We start from the raw sequence: 23527 nt of genomic DNA on the forward strand, positions 1-23527 counted from the left end.
GGGTTTGAGCTACATTGCCAGATGATAGTCGGTGCTGCGCTGAACCCAGACACCAGAAGCCAGCAATTCCACTTCACTGCCGCGGTGGCCGACAAGCTGAAAACCGGTTGGCAGGCCGTTATGGTTTGGCCCTTGCAAAGCCAGTGCCGGATGACCACTCAAATTGAACGGCAGACACAACTCACCCCATTTCGCAGTGATTTCCGCGATATCCGAGTCATTCCGACGCGGAACAGCTGACCAGGCGCTTGCGCACATAAGGGCGTCTAAGCCTTCCAATACACGATCCAGTCCTGCAGCAAATTGCGCGCCGAAAGCCAAGGCAGCCTGATAGGCTGTTGCGGTGATGGAAAGCCCTTTTTCAACATATTTCAGATAGCTCGTCGGGGAATTGCGCAAAGCAGGAAGCATGTCGGCCATGTTGTGCGCTGCTTCATAACACAGGACTGTCCAGCCAGCTTCCGCCGAAAGCGCAAAGTCCGGAATATTTCGCCTGACCACAAATGCGCCCTGCGCACCAAGTCTATTGGCGACCTCATTCAGGTGCTGCATCATGGCTGGTGGAAGTGAGGCATCGTCGAAAATCCCGAAAATCGGTGGCTTTGCAAGAGGCTCGCCTGCGGCCTGTCCGCTCATTGCCGCATAAAGCAAAGCTGCGTCCTCAACCGACCGTGCCATGGGCCCGATCTCACACAGCGTGGGAGACAAACCTTGCAGGGCGGGCCCGAGCGCACCCCGGCTCGGCTTTAGCCCCACAACATGACAGCACAGGCTGGGAATGCGTATGGAGCCCGCCGCATCCGAGCCAATAGCTGCAGGAACATGCCGGCATGCAAGCGCGATCGCTGAGCCAGTGGAGGAGCCGCCCGGCATGTGAGCTTCAGCCCCAGGGTTTGTAGGGTCCATGCCCTCCGGTTGATTGAGCGGAGTACCACCTGCATTTGGAACAACCACGCACTGCATGTAAGCCCCCGCATCTGCCAGCAGATTGGAAAACTCAACGCTGCCCTTTGATGCGATTGGTATTCCCTCCAGCGGGCGCGCTGTGCCTGTTTTCCATCGGTTCTCGCTCAGCCTTGCGCTGGCGATAACTGCATCAGCATCCATGGCCAGAATGTGGTGATGTCGTTCGCCCGCAAGCCGCGCTTCAGCCAGCAGTTCCTCGGCAACTGTAACAGGCGACAAACCGTCGGAAAAACTGCGCAGCAACTGGCCAATCCCCATTTGCCGCGTAGCTTCCGTCATTTTACAGCAGCGGAAGTGGGTGCCAGTGTAGCGCTGATACGGCTGATGATCGAGTGTACTTTTGCCTCAAGAGAGTCGCGGGTGCCGGACGACAAATGCGGCGTTACCAGCACATTGGGCAGCCCAAGCAATGGATGATCTGCTGGCGGCGGTTCTGGCACCACCACGTCAAGCGCTGCAGCCGCCAGACGCCCATCCGCAAGCCTCTCGGCAAGGGCTATTTCGTCAATCAATTGACCGCGACCCGTATTGACCAGCATGGCACCATGCGGAAGGCAATCAAGCATCTTCGCGTCAACCATTCCCGCTGTATCAGCCCGCAATGGCACATGAAGACTCAACAGGTCGACCGCCCTGCAAAGAGCCTCCAGCGATGGTGCCGTGTTAACACGGCCCTGCCAATCGACAGAAAGGTCACGCCCCGGCCCAGGAAAAACATGCACATGCGCTTTCATGGCAAGCAGTCTGCTCGCTACAGCCTGACCTATCCTGCCAAAGCCCACCAACCCGACATTGCGACCGGCCAGACTCCGCGAAACCGAGCGGTAGTTCCATGTCGGCCATCGCCTCGCGTCTACCTCGCCACTGATTGCCTTCAGAAAGCGGGATGATGCAAGCATCAGCATGATTGCATATTCGGCAACCTCTTCGGTTGTGCCTGCTGAGGTTACATCAAGCGGAATGCCTCTCTGAAGGAGCCGGTCAACATCCACATTGTCTGTGCCGACGCCCTGATGAACCACCAATTTGCAGTGTTCCAGCACGTCTATCTCGCTTGCAGTAAAATCGAGATTGACGACAATAACGGCGTCAGCCCTGCGTAACTCTTCATGTCGCTCAAGATCAGAAAGCGTGCGCGCCGAAATGTAGCGCCAGTTGGCGGGTGCCAGGCTTTTGAAAACAGATTCAACACTGTCATTCGTGTCGGCCCAATGGAGAATATTTAACACGGGGATCGCGGTCCTATGCCAGAATATTGCGAACTTCGGAGGCACATTGCTCCAGCGCTTCCTTGGCCGGAATTCCGCCCAGAAGTATGCGCTGCACTGCCTCACCAACCAGCCCTTCCAATCGAAGCACCTGGGGAAAACGGCCGAAAGGCTTGATGTCCGCATAGGCGGTGATCTGGTTGCTCCAGATGGATGTGTATTCGTCCTCGGCAATTTCGGGCAGCTTCAATCCCGCCTCGGTGGCAGGTGGCAGGCCGATGCCATTGTAGAGCGCCACAGACGTGTCGGTGTTTGCAGTCAGATAGGTTGCAAGCTCAACGCCATTGGCAGCTCCGTCATCGTCAATCACGGTCATAACATTGCCCCATAGCGAAGAGCGCGGCCTGTCTCCAGCCTTTAGCCCCGGCCGCGGAACTGGCACAACCTTGCGTCCAAAATCCGGATTGCCGGAAACGGCAATGGCGTTTGAACGGGCAACAATTGCATCCTCATAAAAGCCGGTTCGCTCCTGTGCAAACATTGCGCGAGCATCGGCTCGTGTCACGCTAGGTGCCATGTAGCCGGCATCATAGAGCCCTTTGATCCACTCCATCGCATTGACGCTCGGCTCATCGCCAATCAGACATTCGCGCCCCCGCATGACCTCGGAGCCAAATTGCCACATCCACACAAGGTAATCGATGGATTCAGACGGAACGGTGCTCAGCGCGTAGGGGATCATATCCGCCTTGAGCACCTTCAGCTTGTCCAGCGCCACCTCGAATTCGGCAGTTGTGGACGGAACTGCAGCGATGCCAGCCGCCTCGAGTAAATCGCTATTGGTGACCATATTGATGGTGGCCGCTGTAACAGGCAGGCCCAGCGATTTGCCGTCCAAAGTGCCCAGTTGCTTGCCGGCTTGCGTATACCCCAGCGTTTCCATCAGGTCGTCCATTGGGCGCAGAATTCCAAGCTGCGACATGGCAGGAAGCCAATTGAAGTCCAGATGCAGCACACCGGACAGGCGGCGCGAGCGCGCGGCAAGAATGGCCTGGTCGAGATATGAGTTAAACGCGACCCCGGATGTAGACACCTGTCCGCCACCCTGCGTCGCATAGGCAGAAAGTATCGCTTGCAGAACAGTGTTGTTAGGTTCCTGCGCAAAATACCATGAGTTCAGGTTTGTAGGCCCCGATGTCTGTGCAAATGCTGCAAAGGCTCCCCCGAACAAGCCCAAGGCTGCTCCCGCTCCACCCGCCATCAAAATTCGTCTGCGAGTAATCTCGATCTTCGACATTTCTTCCTCCGAACGTGTTCCCGGTATCATATCAGCCAATCTCTTTATCAATATATAAAACACAGTTTCATATTTTGTCCAGATTAGCCCGTAGCCGTTTTTGGTTTTTGACTGCCCCGTGCAAGGATGAAGCGGGCGGCTCGACAACTCCGGCGCAAAAATGTATTTTTATGGAAGCGACCGGATAGATTTTTGAATGCAATATGGAGGTGAGATGAGCGCCGACACTCTTCCGACAGAGGAAAGCAGCCTTCATTCTGAGGTGCTCAACAGCCTTCGCACCAAAATAATTGAAGGTCAGTTCAATGCCGGAGAGCGCATACCGGAACGGGAATTGTGCGAAACTCTAAAAATCTCGCGCACGCCTCTGCGTGAGGCAATGAAGGTGCTGGCGGCAGAAGGACTAATTGAATTGCTGCCCAATCGCGGTGCCAGAGTGCCAGTTCTTACCGGCCAGGAATTGAGCGACCTCTTCGATATTATGGGAGGCATAGAATCCATGGCAGGCAGAATTGCCTGCGAGCGGATAACAGATGCAGAGGTACTGGAAATCGAAACCCTCCACTATGAGATGTACGGTCACTACATGCGCCGGAATTTGCCGGAGTATTTTCGCTGCAATCAGGCAATTCACAGTGCCATTGTTGACGCCACACGCAACAGGGCTCTTGCGAGCCTGCATCAGAGCTACTCCACTCGGCTGCAACGAGCGCGCTTCGCAGCAAACCAGTCCAACTCCTACGACCGCTGGGCACAGGCCATGCGCGAGCATGAAACGATTTTGGACTGCCTGAAGCGCCGCGACTCAGCAGCTCTCGGCGATGTCCTTTTTTGCCACCTGCGAAACAAGTCTCGGGCATCTGACGCAATCGCACAAAATTAAATCAAATTCAAAGTCGCGCGGGGATCCAGATTGCCATTCACGCCGAAATCTCTTCGTTTTCGGCAATCAAAACGTCGCGCAGATTTTAAGCGGCCATCAGAAATATTGCTTAAAAAATCATCATAAAATTTAGTAGTTGAATTATTCATCATGGGTGGTACGAATACCATTCATACAGTGCATCCCCTAATTTTGCATGCAATACGCCCCGCGATAGCGGATCGTGTCCATCTGAATCACACTCGAAAAAAGCTGGTGGCCACACTGGCTGCAACACAGCCAAGCATGGCCTGTGGCAGACCCTGCACACCTGCACCAAAGGAGTTGGGAATGACCGGAAGCATCAATCGTCGCATGGTATTGGCTGGCGGTGCCGCAACAATAGGCGCTTTGGCTATGCCGTCCATTGCCCGCGGGGCTCCCCGTACATTTGTCATCGGTACAAATGGCGGCACCGCTTATGAAGGTTTCTATCGCGGCGTTCTTCAGCATTTTGAACAGCGCTACAATGCAAAGGTTGTTCCGGTTTTCGGCAGCGGCACAGAATTGCTGAACCGGGTCCTGGCGGAACGGGCGCAGCCAACGCTGGATTGCGTAACAACCTATATTGGCGATTGGGATGTGGGCAAAGCGGAGGGCGTTTTTGAAAAGGTCAATTATGACAAGATCGAGCGCGTGGATGAAATTTATGATTTCATGCACGACAAGGACGGCTATGCGCCTTTCATCAATTTCGGCGTGTGGGGCATCGTTTATGATGGCAGCATGGTCTCCGCCCCGCCCAAATCCTTCAAAGAGCTTTGGGACGAGCAATACGCACGGCAGATCATGATCGGTGGCTTGAACCACCACCAGATCCACCTTGCCGCCTTTGCTCATGCCTGGACAGGAGACCAGCACAATATCGATGCTGCCTTTGACAAGCTGAAGGAACTTGCACCGCGCCTTGCCGGATATTACGGCCTCAATTCGGATACGCAGTCAAAATTTCAGCAGGGTTGGGCTTCCATTGCCAGTTGGTACAGCCACCATGCGCACCGCGTTCGCAACTCCGGAATACCGCTGGAATTTGCCTTCCCTGAAGAGGGCGCGTGGATTTATCCGCAAGCCTATCATGCCATCAAAGGCACAGAGAATGTTGATCTGGTCGAGGGCCTGATCAGCACTTTCTTTGATCCGGAAATCGCGTCTGCCTATGCGCAGACTGATGGCTATATTCCCGGCAATCCCAATGCGGTTATCGAGGGTGAGTTGCGGCAGTTCATCCCAACCATTGATCAGGTCATGGAAAGCAACAGCTGGGACTTCGATTTCATCAACGCCAACGAAGGCGAATGGCTGAACCGCTGGAATGCGGAAATTACACCTCTGATTAAATCCTAATTCCAGTTCAAAACCCTGAGTTCAGTTCTTTACGCAAAATCAAACTTCGCTTTTGCGTGGATTTTCAGAGCCATTTCAATGCCAGGGGATAAGCCTGATGCGTGCCGGTGAAAAGCAATGGGTAGGGCGTGCACTGCTCGTACTGCCCACAGCATATTTTCTGCTTCTGGTTGCCTATCCGCTCTACATACTGGCGCGGATGAGCTTTTCCAGGCCAGAAACGGGAAGAGTGTTTGGAGACGGTTTTTCTGTTGAGAACTATATAGAAATTTTCTTCAATCAGGTCTTTCTCAACAGTCTGATCACAACAGCACGCATTGGCGCTCTGGTCGCATTTTTTACCCTGCTGCTGGCGTTTCCGCTCGCTGTCTTCATCTGGCGTTCGCGCTCAGGTTTGCGCAATGTTGTGCTGCTTATAACCCTTGCACCCTTGTTCATCAGCGTCATTGTACGGGCCTATGGCTGGATGGTGCTCTTGTCCAATCGCGGTGTGGTCAATTCCGCATTGATGAACATGGGACTTATCGACCGCCCGATATCGCTGATCTTCAACGAAACGGGCGTCATCATCGGCACTACGCATGTTTTGCTGCCATTCATGGTTCTGCCAATCCTCAGCACGCTGCAATCCATAGACAAATCACTGGAATACGCAGCCGCCAGCCTGGGCGCCCGGCCTTCCCGCGTCAGTCTGGATGTGATTTTTCCGCTGGTCCTGCCGGGTGTTGTTACCGGGCTGGTGCTGGTTTTCATTCTTGCAGTCGGGTCATTCATCACGCCGGTTCTTCTAGGTGGGCAATTGGTGCTCACCCTCCCGGTTCTTGCGCTGCAGCAGTTCAACGCAACCTTCAACTGGGCCCTGGGTTCGGCCTATGTCGTCCTTCTGCTGGCCTTTGTGCTCATCATTACACTCACCTTTGAGCGTCTTGTGCGCTCAAGCCTCAACAAAGGAGTGCAGAGATGAAACGCCCCGGTCTGCAACGGCTCTTTGCCAATCTGCTGGTTGTCGCAATTCTGATCTTCATTCTTGCGCCCATTCTTGTGGTCGTCGTGGCCAGCTTCTCCAAAACGCCATATCTTGTCTTTCCACCAGCGGGTTTTACCCTGCAATGGTACAGCGACATCATATTGCTCAGCCAGTATATCGATGCTTTCCGCTTCAGCCTGATTGTCGCTTCCTTGACGACAGTGCTGTCGGTTGCGCTGGCACTGGTCATTGCCCTGGCGCTGGCACGCACGGATTTTCGTGGCAAAAACGCGCTTCAGGCGTTTTTTCTCTCTCCGATAATCTTGCCGGAATTGGCACTGGCTTTGGGCCTGCTGCAATATTTCAGCCAGATGGGGTTCCTGCGCGGCCTTATCCCGATCGTGCTTGCACACACGGTTATTTGTGCTCCATACGCCGTGCGTACCATTCAGGCCACGACATACCGGCTGGATCGCAATCTGGAACACAGCGCTTTCAGCCTTGGCGCCCGGCCGTTCCAGGTTCTGCGCGATGTGACTATACCTCTGGTAATGCCCGGCATCGCCACCGGCGCAATCATGGCTTTCGTCACCTCTTTTGACAACGTCACCATCTCCATGTTTCTGGCGACGCCCGGCTCCACACCACTTCCCGCGCTTCTTTACAACCAGGCGGCGGAAAGCGGGCTCAACACGACGCTTGCCGTGGTTTCCACCCTCCTCATCCTTTTCATGGTGGCGGTTATTCTGCTGATCGAGCGCTTCATCGGCCTTGGCCATCTGACCGGCAGCACAATCGAGGCGCACGGCTCTGCCAAATAGCAGAGCTTCCATGCGCCCTTCCCTTCATCCGGCCCCGGACATTGATCAATGACAGATTCTTCTACGCTGACCCTGACTTCACTTACGAAGACTTATGGCTCGCACAAGGCGGTGGATGGTGTTGACCTGTTTGTCGGCAATGGTGAGTTTCTAAGCCTGCTAGGTCCAAGCGGCTGCGGCAAAACCTCACTTCTGCGGCTGATTGCCGGCTTTATCCAACCTGATCACGGCAGGATCCATTGTGGCGGTGACGACATCACCGAGCTGCCGCCCTATTCCCGGAATCTGGGCGTCGTGTTTCAGAATTACGCGCTTTTCCCTCATATGACGGCTGCGGAAAATGTCGGTTACGGGCTTAAAATTCGGCGTGTGCCCCGTGCCAGCGCGCAAGAGCGCATCACCCGCGCACTGGATCGGGTCGGCCTTCAAAATGCGGGCGGGCGCTACCCTTCACAACTTTCCGGTGGCATGCAGCAGCGCGTGGCGCTGGCCCGTGCCCTGGTCATCGAACCAAAAATTCTGCTGCTCGATGAGCCACTCTCCGCATTGGACAAGCATCTGCGTGAGGACATGCAGGTTGAATTGCGGCTGCTTCAGCAGCGCATCGGCGTCACCACTATTTTCGTCACCCATGATCAGGAAGAAGCCATGACGCTTTCCAACCGGGTTGCTGTGATGCAAGGCGGTCGCGTTCAACAGATCGGCACTCCCAACGAGGTGTATCTGCAGCCATCCAACAAGTTTGTTGCGACCTTTCTGGGTACGACAAATCTGATGCAGAGCAAGGTTCTTTCATCTGCCGGATCGGAAGTCACTGTCATGATCGACGGCTGGGCAGCGCAAGTTTCTGACACCGGCGCTGTTAATCCCGGCGACGAGGTGCAGATAGCCGTCCGTCCGGAAAACCTGCTGATCACCCGTGAGGGCAACGGCATCGCCGGAACCATCAGCGACATCATTTTTCAGGGCCATCGACTCATCGTGCTGTTCACCAGCCATGAGGGCAAGGAATTGCGGTCATTCACCAGTCCATCACCTTTGGGCTTTTCCAAAGGTGATGCTGTCGTGGCCCGCTTTGCCTCCGACCACGCTTCGGTTCTCTCTGCATAAAGCGACATCAACACTGATCAGGAAGGAAAGGAACCCGACCATGCGACCGGAAACCCGAATTTTGAACGAGGCTCGACTTCACGCCAGGATGGATGCGGACGGCATCGACATGCTGATCCTGCGTGGAAACGAGAATTCAAAATACCTTTCAGGATTTTTTCACAATGGCGGCCACCTGGCATATCGACCGTTCTGCGTATTCTATTTCCGGGACCCAGCAATCAAACCGGCTTTTGTTGTGCCGGCAGTTGATCTTCACCTGGCCATGGACTCGACCTGGATAGAAGATGTTCGCGCCTATGCAATGGCCGAGTTTTTCACCGACATTGACACTCATTTCTACGCCGATTTTGCCGAGGCGGCCCGCGCCATTCTTCAGGAACGCGGCGTTAACAAAATGACCATCGGCACCGAAGGTGACAGCCTGCCCGCCGGCTTCAAACTGCAGCTTGAAAGCCTTTTGGCCGGCAACAGAATTGTTGATGTCAGCCAGATGATGGAAATCGTTCGCATGGTGAAAACGCCGGAAGAAATACGGCGCATCAAGTTTGCCACCGACGTTACCATCACCGCTCACGCCGCTTTCCGCGACGCTATTCGCATTGGATCCAAAGATTCGGATCTGTTGCGCGCCGCCTCTGGCTCAATGATGGAAAACGGCGCCCACGGCGTAAAATTCATCAATGTCGGCTGCGGCCCTGAAACCTCCTACGCCGCACACGCACCATTTCCGGTGGAGAAAATCATTGAACATGGCGACTTTGTCAAAGTCGATATGGGCGCATTTTACTACGGCTATGGCGCGGATTTTGTCCGTTCCTACTTTGTTGGCGACACCACCCAGCGCCATAAAGACATATGGAAATGGCTGAACGAAGTTCAGATGGAACTGGGCATGAGCCTGCGCGCAGGCATGACCGGCGGCGAGGCATTTGACCGTGGATATGCGATGATCGACAAATATCTTCCGAAATTTCCGAGAGAGTTTGTTGGCCATGGCATCGGCATCGGCGCTCATGAACCGCCGCGGATGAACGCCGTTAACCGGACCGTTCTGGAACCAGGCACGGTGTATTGCATCGAGTACAGCTACTACCATGATGGTTGCCGGCACCACACCGAAGAGACATTTCTGTTAACGGAAAATGGAGTGGAATGCTGGACTGAAAGTTGCCCGCGGGATTTGATCGTCAAGGTCTAGATCTGTCTCTAGATTGTTTTTAAAACAAATCCTTATCAGAGATATTTGACCCAGTTAACAAGTCTGCCGGAAGCGGAATTCCGCGTGCGGCAGGCTGGACTGCTAGATTGGCAGGCAGTTCCGCAATTCCTGCCAGCTTTGGGCATCCGGTGCGCACAGCACCCCGCCGCTGATGTGCGTGGGCAGGTAGCGAGAGCCATCCAGCCGCCGCACATAGCCACCCGACTCCTCAACCATCAGTGCGCCTGCCAGATGATCCCACGGCATCAGCCGCCAGTAGAACAGATAATGCAGCGCGCCAGACGCAGCCAAACGGTATTCCTGAGCCGCCGCCCGGTAGCTGCACAGGATTCTGGTTTCGGCGAAACCGGCCAGAAGCTTGCGCCGTTCAGTCAGTGAAAACTGGCTGGTGGATGCAGCGCCGACCATTTCGGCAACCGGCACCGGCGACGCATAATGCTGTCGCACCGACGCTCCACCTGTTTGCCAGACATATGTGCCTGCACCGCGCTCGGCCATGATAAAATCATCGCCCATCGGGTCGTAGATTATACCACCGACCAACTCACCCCTGCGCACCACCGCCGCCATGACACCGAAGACCGGAGACCCCGCAGCAAAATTGGCGGTGCCATCGATCGGGTCCACGACAATTGCCAGATCGCATTCCGCAACTTTCTCAATCAGTTCCGGTGTGGCCGAAACTCCCTCTTCGCCTATGAAGACTGCCTGTGGAAAAGCCGATGCACATTCCCGACTGATCAGCAGTTCCGCGCGCTCGTCAGCCTCGGTAACCAGATCCACAGCAGAGGTTTTTTCACGAATGTCGCCCGCCGCCAGACGGCGAAAACGAGGCATGATCTCCGCCTTGGCAGCACTGCGCAAAATTTCTGCCAGACGAACAATATCAAACTCAGACACAGCTATTCCTCGGAACGGGGAGAAAGCGACTGGAAATCGAACAGTCGCGGATCCAGCAAATGGCTCGGGTTCACATGGGCCAACGCCTTGCCGATCGTTTCCTTTCGGCCGGGAAACTGCCTTTCCATGTTACTTAGAAAGGCTTTCAGCGCGTTGCGCTGCAAGCCATCCTGACTGCCGCAAAGGTCGCAAGGAATGATTGGAAAGGCCATCGCCTGCGAAAATTTCGCGAGGTCCGCTTCTGTCGAGTGGATGAGCGGGCGAAGCACCAGAATATCGCCCTCATCGTTCAAAAGCTTTGCTGGCATGGCCGCCATTTTGCCGCCATGGAACAGATTGAGAAAAAATGTCTCCAGGCTGTCATCGAGATGGTGGCCAAGGACCAGCGCCTCGCATCCCTCTTCCCTTGCCACCCGGTAGAGATTGCCTCGTCGCAAGCGGGAACATAACGAGCAATAGGTCGCCCCTGCGGGCATTTTTTCTTTCACTACGCTATAGGTATCGCGATACTCTATGCGATGCGCAATGCCGTGCCGGGTCAGAAATTCCGGCAAGATATGTTTGGGAAAACCCGGCTGCCCCTGGTCAAGGTTGCAGGCCAGAATATCCACAGGCAGAAGACCGCGCCATTTCATATCCATCAGCAGCGCCAGAAGGCTGTAGGAATCCTTGCCGCCAGAAATGCCCACCAGCCAGCGCGCACCGGGCCGAGCCATCGCATATCTGGAGATGCTTTCCCGCACTTCCCGCAGAAGGCGTTTTCTCAGCTTTTTGAATGCAACACTGGTCGGTGCCTGCGCAAAAAGTGATGGTCCGCCGTCAACCTCTGCCTCATCCGCCAACGGATTTTCCGCCAATGCATCATCCAACATGCTTCGCGCCTCCGGCATTCTGTTTCATGCGGCTTTTAAAGCATGTCCGCTGATCTTTCGATCTCCCGGAGCGCTCTAACCTGATTTGTCGCATTGTCCCGCTGTTGGAACAATTTGCGTTTGAGAGGACAAAGCTCTCAATACAAAAACAAAAGGCCACCCGAAGGCAGCCTTTCGCGAAACCATGTAGCAACTCTGGTGATGAGAGCCATTGATGATCTTTCGATCGCCGCAAGCCTCCAACTCTCTGTTTGCCGCATTACCCCTGGCTGAAACAATTCTGTTTCAACCGGAAATGCTTTAACGCGAGTAGAATTCGACCACCAGGTTTGGTTCCATCTGCACCGGATACGGCACATCGCCCAGGCCAGGAATGCGGTTATATGTAGCGACCATCTTGTTATGATCAGCTTCGATATAATCCGGCACATCACGCTCGGCGAGTTGCACAGAATCCATAACAATGGTCAGCTGCTTCGACTTCTGACGCACTTCAATCACGTCACCCGCCTTGCAGCGGTATGAACCGATATTGGTGCGAACGCCATTTACGTTAACGTGGCCGTGGTTGATGAACTGACGTGCAGCAAAAACCGTTGGCACGAACTTGGCACGGTAGACAATCGCGTCCAGACGCGATTCCAGCAGGCCGATCAGGTTTTCCGACGTATCACCACGACGGCGAGCCGCCTCTTCGTAGGTGCGGCGGAACTGCTTTTCCGACACATCACCATAATAGCCCTTGAGCTTCTGCTTGGCGCGCAACTGCGTACCAAAGTCGGAAAGCTTGGACTTGCGGCGCTGACCATGCTGGCCAGGACCGTATTGGCGACGGTTAACCGGAGATTTCGGGCGACCCCAGATGTTTTCGCCCAGGCGGCGGTCGATTTTGTATTTCGACGATTCGCGCTTGCTCATCGCATTTCCTTATGATGAACCACCCGGACAAACCATTTTGACCGGGTAAGGAAACGCGCCCTCCTTTGCCCTTGTTTAAGGGGCTGACAGACCAGCACCAAGGCTGCTCACGGGACACGTAAAAAACCGGCGGATTTTGAAGCCCGCCGATGCAGCGTTTCTCTAGAAGAATGGCCTGCCCATGTCAACCAGACAGGGTGCGCTGCCCCTGCCGGCGCGAAATGAACCAGACAGCGTGCACGACACCCGGGATGTAGCCAAGCAGCGTCAGAAGCAGATTGATCCAGAAGTGCTTGCCAAGCCCGGTGGTCAGGAAAACCGCAAGCGGCGGAATGAAGATGGCGATGACGATACGCAAAAGGTCCATTTTGTTCCTGCCATGGAAGTTATTCGATACTGACCCAGATATGGGTACAAAGCACAGCTTTCCAAGAGTTGAAGCCACAAATGGAGCAGCGGATGGCGTACAAATGCACAATTGCACTGGTCACGTTTGCCGCCTTGGCTGGAACGGCCTACGCGCAGGCAAACAATTCCTATCTGCAACGGTTTGAAGGGCAGTTTCGCGGTGGCGGCACAGTCCAGCGCGATGTGGACCCAAGCCCGCGCCGCGTGACGTGCACTCTCGATGGGCAGTTGCAGGGAGCAAATGCTCTGGCAATTCAGGGAACCTGCCGTGCGGCGGTCATCTTTACCCGGCGCATCGGTGCAGATATTCGCTTCGACCCGGCCAGCAACAGTTTTTCCGGCATTTATACAGGCTCAACCACCGGCCCTGCCCAGCTTTCCAATGGGCGGCTGCAAAACAATCAGCTCGTGTTTGATCTGACCTATGCCAAGGCTGTCTATGGTGACCGCAATGCCACCATGAAGATCAACAATGCCGGCGATGGGAAACTGTCGATGATCGTAACCGACCAGATCAACGGCCAGACCACACAAACGTCTGCCATTTCCTTACAAAAATAAGGCAAAGTCAGCAGTGCAGACCAAAGCCGTGAATGAGGCGGCGCGTGGTGTAGTCCGGATGCCCTGCGGTGAACACTGCAAGATCAAAACCCTCCGGAAGTGTTGATGGCGCGCCCGTCATCAGCTTCCCCGCCTGACGGGCAATGGCCTCTGCCGGGTCAAGCCAGTCCACCGGCCAGGGCGCCACTTTTCGAAACGCATTGGTCAAAAACGGGTAATGCGTGCACGCCAGAACCACAATGTCTGTTCGCCGCCCGTCCTTCTCCACAAATGCCGGGGCGATCTCCTGGTGGATTGCCGCCTCATCCAGCGCACCCCCGCGCAAATAGGCTTCTGCCATGGCAGCAAGCCGCACAGAGCCGACCAGTTGCACCTCACAATCCGCAGCGAAGCTTTCGATCAGGCCGCGCGTGTATTGCCGCTGCACAGTGCCAGGCGTTGCCAACACGCTGACCAGTCGCGATCGGGTTTGTTCCGCCGCGGGCTTGATCGCCGGTACCGTGCCGACGAAAGGAACGGCAAACCGTTCGCGAAGCTGGCTGAGAACCAATGTGGAAGCCGTGTTGCAGGCAATAACCACCAGTTGCGGCTGATGCGTTTCGAGCAGCCCTGCAAACAGGTCCAGAATCCGCGTTGCAAGAGCCTCTTCCTGCCAGTCTCCGTAAGGAAAGCCAGCATCATCTACTATGTACAGATAGCGTCGGTCCGGCATTCTGACCCGCAACTCGCGCAGCACAGACAGGCCACCCAGGCCAGAGTCAAATACCAGAACCGGCCTGTCACTCATCTTTGCCCGACCTTTTTTCAAACGCACGAATAACGCCGCGCAATGCGCGCACCTCGGTATCGGAAAAACTCGCCCGGGTGAGCATGTTGCGCAAATTGTGCACCATCACATCACGCTTTTCCGGCGGAAAAAAGTAGCCGGTTTCGTCAAGCGCAGATTCAAGATGGTCAAAAAGCCGAAACAGGTCTTCCTTGCCCGCTGTGTTGATGACCGGGGCATAGAAACGTGGCCTGCCCTCAAACAAGGTACCGGACTTCATCCACTCATAGCTCATCAACAACACGGCCTGCGCAATATTCAGTGAAGCAAACGCCGGGTTCACCGGAAACGTCACAATCTCGTCGGCCAGATCGACCTCTTCGTTGGAAAGGCCGAACCGCTCGCGGCCGAACAATATGCCGCAGCCATGCTGCGCTTCCATCCGCTCACGCATTTTACCGCTGGCAACGTCCGGCCCTATCACCGGTTTTGTTGAATAGCGTGGCCGTGCTGTTGTTGCCGCCACATAATTCAAGTCCGCAATTGACTGCTCCACAGTGTCAAACACCTGCGCCGCAGCAATAACATGGTCGGCGCGGGAAGCCGCCGCAATGGCCTTTTCATTGGGCCAGCCATCACGCGGGGCAACAAGGCGCAAATCCGAAAGGCCAAAATTGGCCATGGCGCGCGCCACCATGCCGATGTTTTCGCCCAGTTGCGGCTCTACCAGAACGATCGCCGGCCCACCGGTGATCATGGTGCTATTTCTATCAGTTCCGGCCACGCTGTCCTCTCTGCCTGTCAATTTTCGGGTGATAGCCCCTCTGCCGCTTGTGCGAAAGGGCGTGATTGAGGCCTATCCTTACTTTGCACCTGCGAAGGTCTTTGCTATAGCCCAACCAGACAGTCAGTCCGGCCACAACCGCGCGGCGGGGCTTCAACTCCCGGAGGGAAGGCATAGATGGCGAAAATTAAGGTCGCAAACCCAGTCGTTGAACTCGACGGCGACGAAATGACCCGTATCATCTGGCATTTTATCAAAGACAAGTTGATTCACCCCTATCTCGATATCGATCTTGAGTACTACGATCTCTCGGTCGAAAATCGCGATGCGACGGATGATCAGGTGACGATTGATGCCGCAAACGCCATTAAAAAGCACGGCGTGGGTGTAAAATGCGCAACCATCACCCCGGATGAAGCGCGCGTTGAAGAATTTGATCTGAAAAAGATGTGGAAGTCGCCTAACGGCACAATCCGCAACATTCTGGGCGGCGTCATCTTCCGTGAGCCCATCATCATGCAGAACGTTCCACGTCTCGTACCGGGCTGGACCCAGCCGATTGTGGTTGGCCGCCATGCTTTTGGCGATCAGTATCGTGCAACGGATTTCAAATTTCCCGGCAAGGGCACCTTGTCGATCAAGTTTGTTGGCGAAGACGGCCAGACGATTGAACATGAGGTTTATCAGGCACCCAGCGCTGGTGTTGCCATGGCCATGTACAACCTGGACGATTCAATTCGCGATTTTGCCAGGGCCTCGCTGAACTATGGTCTGCAGCGCAACTTCCCCGTTTACCTTTCGACCAAGAACACCATTCTGAAAGTGTATGACGGACGCTTCAAGGACATTTTCCAGGAAGTTTATGACAACGAGTTCAAGGCTGAGTTTGAAAAGCGCAAGCTGACATACGAACACCGCCTGATCGATGACATGGTTGCTTCTGCGCTGAAATGGTCCGGCGGTTATGTCTGGGCGTGCAAAAACTATGATGGTGACGTGCAGTCCGATATCGTGGCGCAGGGCTTCGGCTCACTGGGCCTGATGACCTCGGTTCTGATGACGCCGGATGGCAAGACAGTGGAAGCCGAAGCTGCGCACGGCACCGTGACGCGCCACTATCGCCAGCATCAGAAGGGGCAGGAAACGTCCACCAATTCCATCGCCTCGATTTTTGCCTGGACACGTGGCCTTTCACACCGCGCCAAGCTGGACAACAATCCGGAACTGGCAAAGTTTGCCCAGACGCTTGAATCCGTTTGCATTCAGACCGTCGAGTCCGGCCACATGACCAAGGATCTGGCTTTGCTGATTGGCCCGGATCAGCCATGGCTGTCCACCAGCGGCTTCCTCGATAAAGTCGACGAAAATCTGCAAAAGGCCATGGCCTGATCGGAAATGAAGCAGGGGCGGTCTACCGCCCCTGTTGCTTTTTAAGGGCCGCTTGGGTCCGGAAGAAAGGATTTTGCGCCTCAGGCTCTGGTTGGAGAGCTTTTGACCATGCTGCCCCGGGCATAGGGATGGCTGTTTCTTGTTTGTCTGCCTCAAGTGCTTGAAATTACCGGTACGATTTGTAACGGACATGGCAATGGCTGACACAGACACTTTCGATGGCCGCACAAGACAACCGATGCGCATGGGCAATCTGGCCAGCCTGCCGGTGTTCTTCGATCTTACGGGAAAGCGGGCAATAGTGGTGGGCGGAGCCAATGCTTCCGCCTGGAAAGCCGAACTTCTGGCTGCGGCCGGCGCCAAGGTTGAGCTGTATGCTGCACCGGCCGAGCTTTCGGTGGAAATGCACACCGTTCTATCCAATGATTACGCAGGCAGTATTCAGCATCGCTCACGAGACTGGCGGGATGCCGAATTCGAAGGCGCGGCCATGGCGGTGGCAGACTTTGAAACGAATGGCGAAGCGGAACGCTTTGTCAAAGCCGCAACGCAGGCGGGTGTGCCGGTCAACATTATCGACAAACCGGAATTCTGTCAGTTCCGCTTTGGCACCATCGTCAACCGTTCCCCGGTGGTGATCGGCATTGCGACCGATGGCGCAGCGCCAATTTTGGGACAAGCCATTCGCCGCCGGATTGAGACCCTGCTGCCGCACGCGTTGAGTGACTGGGCGGCCCTGGCAGCCCGGCTGCGGGGCGAAGTTATGGCCCGTTTGCAGCCCGGCCCGCAACGCCGTGCATTCTGGGAAAAACTGTCAGACATGGCGTTCACCCGGCGGGTGCCCAATGCCCAGCAGGAAGCCGAGTTGCACGATCTGGTTGAAAGTCTTCACCATACGCAAGCTGCGCAAGGCCGTGTGACGCTGGTTGGCGCTGGCCCCGGCGATGCAGAACTTCTGACACTGAAAGCCGTTCGCGCCTTGCAGGCGGCGGATGTCATTCTGTTTGATGATCTGGTTTCGGATGAGGTTCTGGAACTGGCGCGGCGGGAGGCTCGTCGCATGCTGGTGGGAAAGCGGGCCGGACGCGACTCCTGCAGACAGGAAGACATCAACCGGACAATGGTGCAGCTTGCTCTGGCGGGCAAACACGTCGTGCGGCTGAAGGGCGGCGATGTCTCCGTTTTTGGTCGCTCTGGCGAAGAAATTGCCGAGTTGAAGCAGCGTGGAATTCCGGTCAGCATTGTGCCGGGCATCACCGCCGCATCAGCCATGGCCGCCGGATTTGGCGTTTCGCTGACCCACCGCGACCATGCCCAGCAGGTGCGCCTTGTCACCGGCCACTCCCGCAAGGGCGGGTTGCCGCAAGACGTGGATTGGAAGGCATTGGCAGGCAGCAACGCCACGACAATCTTTTACATGGGCGGGCGAATGGCCGCGCAGATTTCCGCGCAGTTGCAGCAGGAAGGAATGGCGGCCAGCACTCCGGTTGCCATAGCTGCCAACATTTCCCGTGAGGATGAGGCCCGCAATGTTGGCACATTGGCGCAACTGCCCGAGCTGGTTGCGGCTGTGGGCCTTGATCGACCAATTCTGATCGGGGTGGGCCAGGTTTTTGCGCAATGTCTGGCAGTGCAACCAGGCAATTGGCAGCCTGAAACCGACCTTCTTGCCAAAACGGCTTAAACATCCTGCCATTTAAGCCGCGTTACTTCAACGGCAATTTCATGAGACAATACCGAGAGTTAAAGCGAAACTCTCTAGTAATAGGCTTCCGGTTTTTTCTGTCGGTAGCCAAGATGTGCATTTAGCTTGTCCATCAGTTCCAGCGCGGCTTGCGCAATCGGCGTTCCGGGCGGAAAAATCGCCGCTGCCCCGGCAGAGCGCAATTCATCAAAATCCTGCGGGGGAATGACACCACCAACAACGACCAGAATGTCTGGCCGCCCAAGCTTGCGCAATTCCTCGCGAAGCTCCGGCACCAGCGTCAGATGCCCGGCGGCCAGTGACGAAACGCCAATCACGTGCACATCTTCTGCCAGCGCCTGTTCAGCCACTTCGCCGGGCGTGGCAAAGAGTGCACCAATCACCACGTCGAAACCAAGGTCACCAAAGGCGGAGGCGACAACCTTCTGGCCGCGATCATGGCCATCCTGCCCCATTTTCGCGACAAGAATTTTGGGCAGCATGCCCTCAACATTGCGAAAATCCTCAACAAGGGACTGCACACGCCGGGTTGCCTCATCGGGGGTTCCGAATTCGCGCTTGTAAACGCCCTTGTTGATTTTGATGTCGGCCTTGTGCCGGTTCCACGCGGTTTCCAGCGCCAGGGAAATTTCACCGACTGTCGCCCGCGCCCGTGCCGCATCCACCGCCAGTGCCAGCAAATTGCCCTGCCCTGATGTCGCGCTTCGGGTCAAAGCCTGCAGGGCCGCATCCACCTCCGCCTGATTGCGGGAGCCACGCAGCCGTTCCAGCTTTTCAATCTGCCGGGCGCGCACTGCCGAATTGTCAACTTTCAGCACGTCAATCGGCTGCTCATCACTCACCCTGTAGCGGTTCACCCCGACCACGGTTTGCAGGCCGGCATCAATTCGAGCCTGGGTGCGCGCTGCCGCCTCTTCAATTCTCAGCTTCGGCACGCCTGCCTCAATGGCTTTTGCCATGCCGCCCAGAGTTTCCACCTCGTCAATATGCGCCATGGCGCGAGACGCCAGATCTGCCGTCAGGCGCTCGACATACCAGGAGCCACCCCACGGATCGATGATCCGGCTGGTGCCACTTTCCAGTTGCAGCAGCAATTGCGTGTTGCGGGCAATGCGTGCGGAAAAATCGGTTGGAAGCGCCAGTGCCTCATCCAGCGAGTTGGTGTGCAGCGACTGTGTGTGGCCTTGGGTTGCCGCCATGGCCTCAATGGCCGTGCGTCCGACATTGTTGAACACATCCTGCGCGGTCAGCGACCAGCCAGAGGTCTGGCAATGGGCCCGCAATGCCAGCGATTTTTCACTTTGCGGGTTAAACCTTGAAACCAGCTCGGTCCACAGCAGCCTGCCTGCGCGCAGCTTGGCCACTTCCATGAAAAAGTTCATGCCAACTGCCCAGAAGAAGGAAAGGCGCGGCGCAAAACTGTCAATCGGCAGGCCTGCATCGACCCCGGCGCGCATATATTCGACACCATCCGCCAGCGTATAGGCCAGTTCCAGATCGGCGGTCGCTCCCGCTTCCTGCATATGGTAGCCGGAAATGGAAATGGAGTTGAAACGCGGCATATGCTGCGATGTGTAGGCAAAAATATCGGAGACAATGCGCATCGACCCGGCCGGCGGGTAAATATAGGTGTTGCGCACCATAAACTCTTTGAGAATATCGTTCTGAATGGTCCCGGACAGCTTGTCCGCAGATACACCCTGTTCTTCACCCGCAACAATGTACAAAGCAAGAATGGGCAACACAGCGCCATTCATGGTCATGGATACGCTCATCTGATCCAGCGGGATGCCATCGAACAGCGTCTGCATGTCATAGATGGAATCAATGGCAACGCCCGCCATGCCGACATCGCCCGCAACGCGCGGGTGGTCGCTGTCGTAACCACGATGCGTTGCCAGATCAAAGGCCACTGACAGCCCCTTCTGACCCGCGGCAAGGTTGCGCCGGTAAAAGGCGTTGGATTCCTCGGCGGTTGAAAAACCGGCATATTGCCGGATTGTCCATGGCTGGTTCACATACATCGTAGGATAAGGCCCGCGAACGAACGGCGGCACGCCAGGAAAAGAACTGGCAAAGTTCAGGCCCCGGCAATCCTGCGGCCCGTAACAGGAGGCAACGGCAATTCCTTCGGGTGTTTCCCACGGTTCCGCCATCCGGGCTTTGGCCGGCATGGCAACTCCCTTGCGCGCCAGAGTGGAAAAATCAGGGATCGCGCTCATGCCACCACCTCGCTTTCGCTCTCAAATGACTGCGCGTCACGATACACACCCAATGGAGAGGTGAACCTGGGCCCTGGCAACAGAACGGACGGTTGACGATCGTCAGGGTTGATAAATCTGGTGGTACCCAGAATTGGCTGCTGGCCGGATTCAATAGCCGCCAGCCGCGCAGCCCTTGTGTTGGCCAGTTCTGCCTGCCAGGCGCCAGAACCCATTGCGGCCACTATGCCGCCCTGCGCTTCCAGTTCCTGAAACAGCGCCCATGCTTCGCCCACAAGAGAGGCCGTGATGCTTTCAAAAGCACCCGAGCCTGCGGCGGGGTCCGCAACTGCTGCCAGATGGCTTTCTTCCAGCAACAGAATTTGCAGATTGCGGGCGGTGCGCCGGGACATGGCATCACCCAGCCCCACGGCAATTGTGTGCGGCAAAATGGAAATGCTGTCTGCGCCGCCAATCGCCGCCGAAAAAGCACCAAGCATATTGCGCAGAAGATTTGTTGCCGCGTCCTGCCGCGTTACCATGCGCAAAGAGGTTTCTGCGCCAATCAGTGGCTGTTGAGCGGGCATGTTGCATGCGGCGGCAACCTCCCCCCACAATTGCCGCAAGGCGCGAAACTTTGCCACGCCAATAAATTCATCCGCATCGGCTGAAAGATGCAGCGAAATCAGATCCGAAGCATTTTCCAGAGACTCGCCCAACGTTTCCAGGCATCGCAAGGCAGCAACTGACGTTGATAGAACTGCTGCCAGTTCCTGCGCGGCCGACGCTCCGGCATTGTGGTGCACGCGGCCATCTGCCCGCCAGATCGGCCCGCCAAATCCACACGCCAAAAGCTTTTGTGCAAGGTTGGCATTGGCAGCCAGCGGGTTGAGGCCGAAACTGATATGGACAAGGTCTGGTGTCAGGCGCTGGTTGGCCATTACGGCCAATACCGCCTCAACGCAGGCCGCCTCATCACCATCCGGCAAAGCAAGCGCAAGCGAAATACGGTCCAGTTCCACCGGGCGAAGTGCTTCTGCCAAATCACGCGCAGCAATGCCGAAGCCGTAAGCCGCCGGTGCGCCGTCAAAGCAGATTTCCAGACCCGTTGCACCTCCGGCAAGATCGGCCAAGGCTAGATCCGCAGCCGCAAGCGGCTCGGGATGGTCCAACCGTTGAAAGATTTTCCATGGCAAATCTGGCCTTTGCCTTGTGGAACGGGCCGTTTCAACCTCAACAGCCCGATAAAGTGGTTGCAGCGCAAAACCTTCCAGGGTTTGCGAACAGAGCGTTTCAAAGTCTGCATCTTTCAAGACTTTGGCTACCCGTGACCGCCAGGCTGCCTCCTGCTCTTCGTAACCCTGACCTGCCTGCACCTGACGCGTCCTTCCAGCCCATTGACGAAAAGCATTTTACGCATTGTGCGGCTTATTAGCCAATCAGCTACGCTGGACTTTCAGAAATTCAACCAGTCCTGTGCACGCGCCCATGATGTGATCATGGGTCAGGCGCGCCGCCAGATCCGCATCCGCATCCTTGCAGGCCTGCAGGATTTCAGCATGTTCGGCGCGCGCACGGGCCATGCCATCAGTCAGCACCAGTTGCGCGCGCAAATATCGCCCCACCTTGTCCAAAGCGGCCCCTGCCACCTGTAAAAAATAGGGTCTGCCCGCATCCTGATACAGCGTTTCATGGAATCGCCGATTCAGCGTGGCCCAGTTCGCGCTGTTTTTTTCCGCTGCAAACTGCTTGTGAAACAATGTCGCCTCACGCAGCGATTCCGGGCGCAGATTGCGCACCGAGTGTCGAATGACTTCGGATTCCAGAAGCGCCCGAAATTCAAATGTTTCAGCAATTTCTGCCAGCGACAGCGAGGAGACGACGGCGCCCTTGTAGCGCTGGTTGGTCACAAGCCCCTGCTCTTCCAGCCTTGCAAGCGCCTCGCGCACTGGAATGCGGCTGACATTGAACATGGTGGCAAGCTGGTCCTGGCGCAACAGATCACCATCCTGCAAATCACCATCGACGATGGATTCACGCAATGCCTCAAAAATCAGATCGGCGGCTGACGCCATGGTGCCGATGTTTTTTGCCTTGATATTGAGCATCGCATTCTCACAATGACGCTTAGAGACTTAAACCTCGTACACATGATGCCGCAAAAGAGCGAAAAAAGAAAGATATCCGATATTGCAAATTGGATCCAATCTGCAATAATCAATCCAATCATTGGTTCTCGATAGGAGTTTTTTGCCATGTGGAAGGGCGTCATCCCCGCCGTTACAACCAAGTTTCTGGAAAACGGCGGTCTGGACAATGACGAGAATGTTCGTTGCTGGGGCCTGCAAATGGATGCAGGCTGTGACGGGCTGATCGTCTGCGGCTCTTTGGGCGAAGGGCCAATGCTAACCCTGAGCGAAAAGATCGAGCTGTTGAAAACCGCCAGATCTGTCAGCAATGGCAAGCCGGTGCTGATGACAGTTGCCGCGGCGTCGACAGCGGAAAGCTGCGAGATTGCCAAAGCTGCCGCCAAGGCTGGCGCTGACGGACTGATGGTTGTGCCAAGCCTGATTTACCACACAAACCGGCAGGAAACGCTGGACAGCATGCGCGCGGTGGCAGCGGCAGGTGACCTGCCCGTCATGATCTATTCCAACCGCGTTGCCTATAAGGTCGATATCACGCCGGACATCATGGAAGAGCTGGCTGAAGACAGTCGCTTCGTCGCCATCAAGGAATCATCCGACGATATTCGCCGCACCTCGGAAATCTTCAGCCGGCTGGGTGACCGTTACGCCGTTCTGACCGGCGTTGACAATCTGGCATTCGAAGCCCTGTCGGTGGGTGCAGTTGGCTGGGTTGCCGGGCTTGTGGTGGCCTTTCCGAAGGAAACGGTTGCCATTTACCAGTTGCTTCAGCAGGGCCGCACGCAGGAGGCACTGGCCATTTATCGCTGGTTCCGCCCATTGCTGGACCTAGATGTTTCCAGCTATCTTGTGCAAAATATCAAGCTGGCGGAAGTTATGGCCATAGGCTCCAATGACCGGGTTCGCGCACCACGTCAGCCACTGGCGGGCGAAGAGCGTGCACGGGTCGAGAAAATCATTTCTCAGGCGCTTGCCACTCGGCCAGCTCTTCCCTCCCTTTCCTGAAAACAGGGCAACCC

22 protein-coding genes are annotated in these 23527 nt (G+C 56.0%); 10 read left to right on the forward strand and 12 right to left on the reverse strand.

Annotated elements, in window-relative coordinates; genetic code table 11:
- Positions 1-9: 9 nt before the first annotated feature.
- Genes FPY71_RS09795 through FPY71_RS18480 form a run of 3 tightly spaced genes read right to left on the reverse strand, consistent with a single transcriptional unit; the run spans position 10 to position 3471 of the window.
- Positions 10-1245 carry an amidase gene (locus tag FPY71_RS09795; protein WP_149300029.1) on the reverse strand — a complete coding sequence of 412 codons (1236 nt, stop codon included), beginning with the start codon at positions 1243-1245 and terminating at the stop codon, positions 10-12.
- A complete protein-coding gene (locus FPY71_RS09800; RefSeq protein ID WP_188052289.1) occupies positions 1242-2195 on the reverse strand; it encodes an NAD(P)-dependent oxidoreductase in 954 nt (317 codons plus the stop codon). Before FPY71_RS09800 ends, FPY71_RS09795 begins: the two co-directional genes overlap by 4 nt.
- Positions 2196-2208: 13 nt before the next feature.
- Positions 2209-3471, reverse strand: a complete 1263-nt coding sequence (locus tag FPY71_RS18480; RefSeq protein WP_188052290.1) for an extracellular solute-binding protein — start codon at positions 3469-3471, stop codon at positions 2209-2211.
- Positions 3472-3685: 214 nt separating this feature from the next.
- Here FPY71_RS18480 and FPY71_RS09805 point away from each other — a divergent pair, with 214 nt between their 5' ends.
- From FPY71_RS09805 to FPY71_RS09830, 6 genes are all read left to right on the forward strand, one after another.
- Positions 3686-4354: a GntR family transcriptional regulator gene (locus tag FPY71_RS09805; protein ID WP_246160280.1), complete on the forward strand. Its 669-nt coding sequence runs from the start codon at positions 3686-3688 to the stop codon at positions 4352-4354.
- 330 nt (positions 4355-4684) lie between these two features.
- On the forward strand, positions 4685-5737 hold the full coding sequence (locus tag FPY71_RS09810; RefSeq protein ID WP_188052291.1) for an extracellular solute-binding protein: 1053 nt from the start codon (positions 4685-4687) through the stop codon (positions 5735-5737).
- Between the two features lie 97 nt (positions 5738-5834).
- Positions 5835-6701 carry an ABC transporter permease gene (locus FPY71_RS09815; RefSeq protein ID WP_149300037.1) on the forward strand — a complete coding sequence of 289 codons (867 nt, stop codon included), beginning with the start codon at positions 5835-5837 and terminating at the stop codon, positions 6699-6701.
- Positions 6698-7525, forward strand: coding sequence for an ABC transporter permease (locus FPY71_RS09820; RefSeq protein ID WP_149300039.1), 828 nt, complete (start codon positions 6698-6700; stop codon positions 7523-7525). The genes FPY71_RS09815 and FPY71_RS09820 overlap by 4 nt, the downstream gene beginning before the upstream one ends.
- Before the next feature lie 48 nt (positions 7526-7573).
- Positions 7574-8635: an ABC transporter ATP-binding protein gene (locus FPY71_RS09825; protein ID WP_149300041.1), complete on the forward strand. Its 1062-nt coding sequence runs from the start codon at positions 7574-7576 to the stop codon at positions 8633-8635.
- Positions 8636-8675: 40 nt separating this feature from the next.
- Positions 8676-9836 carry a M24 family metallopeptidase gene (locus FPY71_RS09830; protein ID WP_188052292.1) on the forward strand — a complete coding sequence of 387 codons (1161 nt, stop codon included), beginning with the start codon at positions 8676-8678 and terminating at the stop codon, positions 9834-9836.
- A 102-nt stretch (positions 9837-9938) separates the two neighbouring features.
- Here the strand turns inward: FPY71_RS09830 and FPY71_RS09835 are convergent, their stop codons facing one another.
- From FPY71_RS09835 to FPY71_RS09850, 4 genes are all read right to left on the reverse strand, one after another.
- Entirely contained in the window at positions 9939-10757 is an 819-nt protein-coding gene (locus FPY71_RS09835) for an inositol monophosphatase family protein (RefSeq protein ID WP_281287493.1), read from the reverse strand.
- Positions 10758-10759: 2 nt separating this feature from the next.
- The gene (gene ttcA, locus FPY71_RS09840; protein ID WP_149300044.1) at positions 10760-11647 is read right to left on the reverse strand and encodes a tRNA 2-thiocytidine(32) synthetase TtcA; all 888 of its coding nucleotides are present in this window, start codon (positions 11645-11647) and stop codon (positions 10760-10762) included.
- Positions 11648-11929: 282 nt separating this feature from the next.
- Positions 11930-12547, reverse strand: a complete 618-nt coding sequence (gene rpsD, locus FPY71_RS09845; protein WP_149300046.1) for a 30S ribosomal protein S4 — start codon at positions 12545-12547, stop codon at positions 11930-11932.
- 184 nt (positions 12548-12731) lie between these two features.
- Positions 12732-12914 carry a YqaE/Pmp3 family membrane protein gene (locus FPY71_RS09850; RefSeq protein ID WP_149300048.1) on the reverse strand — a complete coding sequence of 61 codons (183 nt, stop codon included), beginning with the start codon at positions 12912-12914 and terminating at the stop codon, positions 12732-12734.
- A gap of 92 nt (positions 12915-13006) precedes the next feature.
- Between FPY71_RS09850 and FPY71_RS09855 the strand changes: the two genes are divergently transcribed.
- Complete coding sequence (locus FPY71_RS09855; protein WP_149300050.1) at positions 13007-13516, forward strand: hypothetical protein; 510 nt, start codon at positions 13007-13009, stop codon at positions 13514-13516.
- Positions 13517-13523: 7 nt separating this feature from the next.
- Here the strand turns inward: FPY71_RS09855 and murI are convergent, their stop codons facing one another.
- Positions 13524-14303, reverse strand: coding sequence for a glutamate racemase (gene murI, locus FPY71_RS09860; protein ID WP_149300052.1), 780 nt, complete (start codon positions 14301-14303; stop codon positions 13524-13526).
- Positions 14296-15066 (reverse strand): RNA methyltransferase, encoded by a 771-nt coding sequence (locus FPY71_RS09865; protein WP_425457876.1) that lies wholly within the window; start codon positions 15064-15066, stop codon positions 14296-14298. Before FPY71_RS09865 ends, murI begins: the two co-directional genes overlap by 8 nt.
- Positions 15067-15243: 177 nt before the next feature.
- Here FPY71_RS09865 and FPY71_RS09870 point away from each other — a divergent pair, with 177 nt between their 5' ends.
- Positions 15244-16455: an NADP-dependent isocitrate dehydrogenase gene (locus tag FPY71_RS09870; protein ID WP_149300054.1), complete on the forward strand. Its 1212-nt coding sequence runs from the start codon at positions 15244-15246 to the stop codon at positions 16453-16455.
- 196 nt (positions 16456-16651) lie between these two features.
- Positions 16652-18139: a siroheme synthase CysG gene (cysG, locus tag FPY71_RS09875; protein ID WP_246160282.1), complete on the forward strand. Its 1488-nt coding sequence runs from the start codon at positions 16652-16654 to the stop codon at positions 18137-18139.
- A 74-nt stretch (positions 18140-18213) separates the two neighbouring features.
- Here cysG and scpA read toward each other — a convergent pair whose 3' ends face one another.
- The 3 genes from scpA to FPY71_RS09890 form a co-directional block, all read right to left on the reverse strand.
- A complete protein-coding gene (gene scpA, locus FPY71_RS09880) occupies positions 18214-20382 on the reverse strand; it encodes a methylmalonyl-CoA mutase (RefSeq protein ID WP_149300056.1) in 2169 nt (722 codons plus the stop codon).
- Positions 20379-21737 carry a methylmalonyl-CoA mutase family protein gene (locus FPY71_RS09885; protein WP_149300058.1) on the reverse strand — a complete coding sequence of 453 codons (1359 nt, stop codon included), beginning with the start codon at positions 21735-21737 and terminating at the stop codon, positions 20379-20381. Before FPY71_RS09885 ends, scpA begins: the two co-directional genes overlap by 4 nt.
- Before the next feature lie 63 nt (positions 21738-21800).
- Positions 21801-22469 carry a GntR family transcriptional regulator gene (locus FPY71_RS09890; protein WP_149300060.1) on the reverse strand — a complete coding sequence of 223 codons (669 nt, stop codon included), beginning with the start codon at positions 22467-22469 and terminating at the stop codon, positions 21801-21803.
- Between the two features lie 147 nt (positions 22470-22616).
- On the opposite strand from FPY71_RS09890, the gene FPY71_RS09895 reads away from it, so the two are divergent.
- Complete coding sequence (locus tag FPY71_RS09895; protein WP_149300063.1) at positions 22617-23513, forward strand: dihydrodipicolinate synthase family protein; 897 nt, start codon at positions 22617-22619, stop codon at positions 23511-23513.
- Positions 23514-23527: the final 14 nt, after the last annotated feature.

It is taken from the genome of Aureimonas fodinaquatilis (genome assembly GCF_008369445.1).
GTDB lineage: Bacteria > Pseudomonadota > Alphaproteobacteria > Rhizobiales > Rhizobiaceae > Aureimonas > Aureimonas fodinaquatilis.

Coding starts and splice junctions, on each gene's coding strand:
- FPY71_RS09820 (WP_149300039.1), top strand. CDS start 6,698: ATGAAACGCCCCGGTCTGCAACGGCTCTTTGCCAATCTGCTGGTTGTC.
- cysG (WP_246160282.1), top strand. CDS start 16,652: ATGGCTGACACAGACACTTTCGATGGCCGCACAAGACAACCGATGCGC.
- scpA (WP_149300056.1), bottom strand. CDS start 20,382: ATGAGCGCGATCCCTGATTTTTCCACTCTGGCGCGCAAGGGAGTTGCC.
- FPY71_RS09850 (WP_149300048.1), bottom strand. CDS start 12,914: ATGGACCTTTTGCGTATCGTCATCGCCATCTTCATTCCGCCGCTTGCG.
- murI (WP_149300052.1), bottom strand. CDS start 14,303: ATGAGTGACAGGCCGGTTCTGGTATTTGACTCTGGCCTGGGTGGCCTG.
- FPY71_RS09825 (WP_149300041.1), top strand. CDS start 7,574: ATGACAGATTCTTCTACGCTGACCCTGACTTCACTTACGAAGACTTAT.
- ttcA (WP_149300044.1), bottom strand. CDS start 11,647: ATGCCGGAGGCGCGAAGCATGTTGGATGATGCATTGGCGGAAAATCCG.
- FPY71_RS09805 (WP_246160280.1), top strand. CDS start 3,686: ATGAGCGCCGACACTCTTCCGACAGAGGAAAGCAGCCTTCATTCTGAG.
- FPY71_RS09795 (WP_149300029.1), bottom strand. CDS start 1,245: ATGACGGAAGCTACGCGGCAAATGGGGATTGGCCAGTTGCTGCGCAGT.
- FPY71_RS09855 (WP_149300050.1), top strand. CDS start 13,007: ATGGCGTACAAATGCACAATTGCACTGGTCACGTTTGCCGCCTTGGCT.
- FPY71_RS09895 (WP_149300063.1), top strand. CDS start 22,617: ATGTGGAAGGGCGTCATCCCCGCCGTTACAACCAAGTTTCTGGAAAAC.
- FPY71_RS09830 (WP_188052292.1), top strand. CDS start 8,676: ATGCGACCGGAAACCCGAATTTTGAACGAGGCTCGACTTCACGCCAGG.
- rpsD (WP_149300046.1), bottom strand. CDS start 12,547: ATGAGCAAGCGCGAATCGTCGAAATACAAAATCGACCGCCGCCTGGGC.
- FPY71_RS09810 (WP_188052291.1), top strand. CDS start 4,685: ATGACCGGAAGCATCAATCGTCGCATGGTATTGGCTGGCGGTGCCGCA.
- FPY71_RS09870 (WP_149300054.1), top strand. CDS start 15,244: ATGGCGAAAATTAAGGTCGCAAACCCAGTCGTTGAACTCGACGGCGAC.
- FPY71_RS09890 (WP_149300060.1), bottom strand. CDS start 22,469: ATGCTCAATATCAAGGCAAAAAACATCGGCACCATGGCGTCAGCCGCC.
- FPY71_RS09815 (WP_149300037.1), top strand. CDS start 5,835: ATGCGTGCCGGTGAAAAGCAATGGGTAGGGCGTGCACTGCTCGTACTG.
- FPY71_RS18480 (WP_188052290.1), bottom strand. CDS start 3,471: ATGTCGAAGATCGAGATTACTCGCAGACGAATTTTGATGGCGGGTGGA.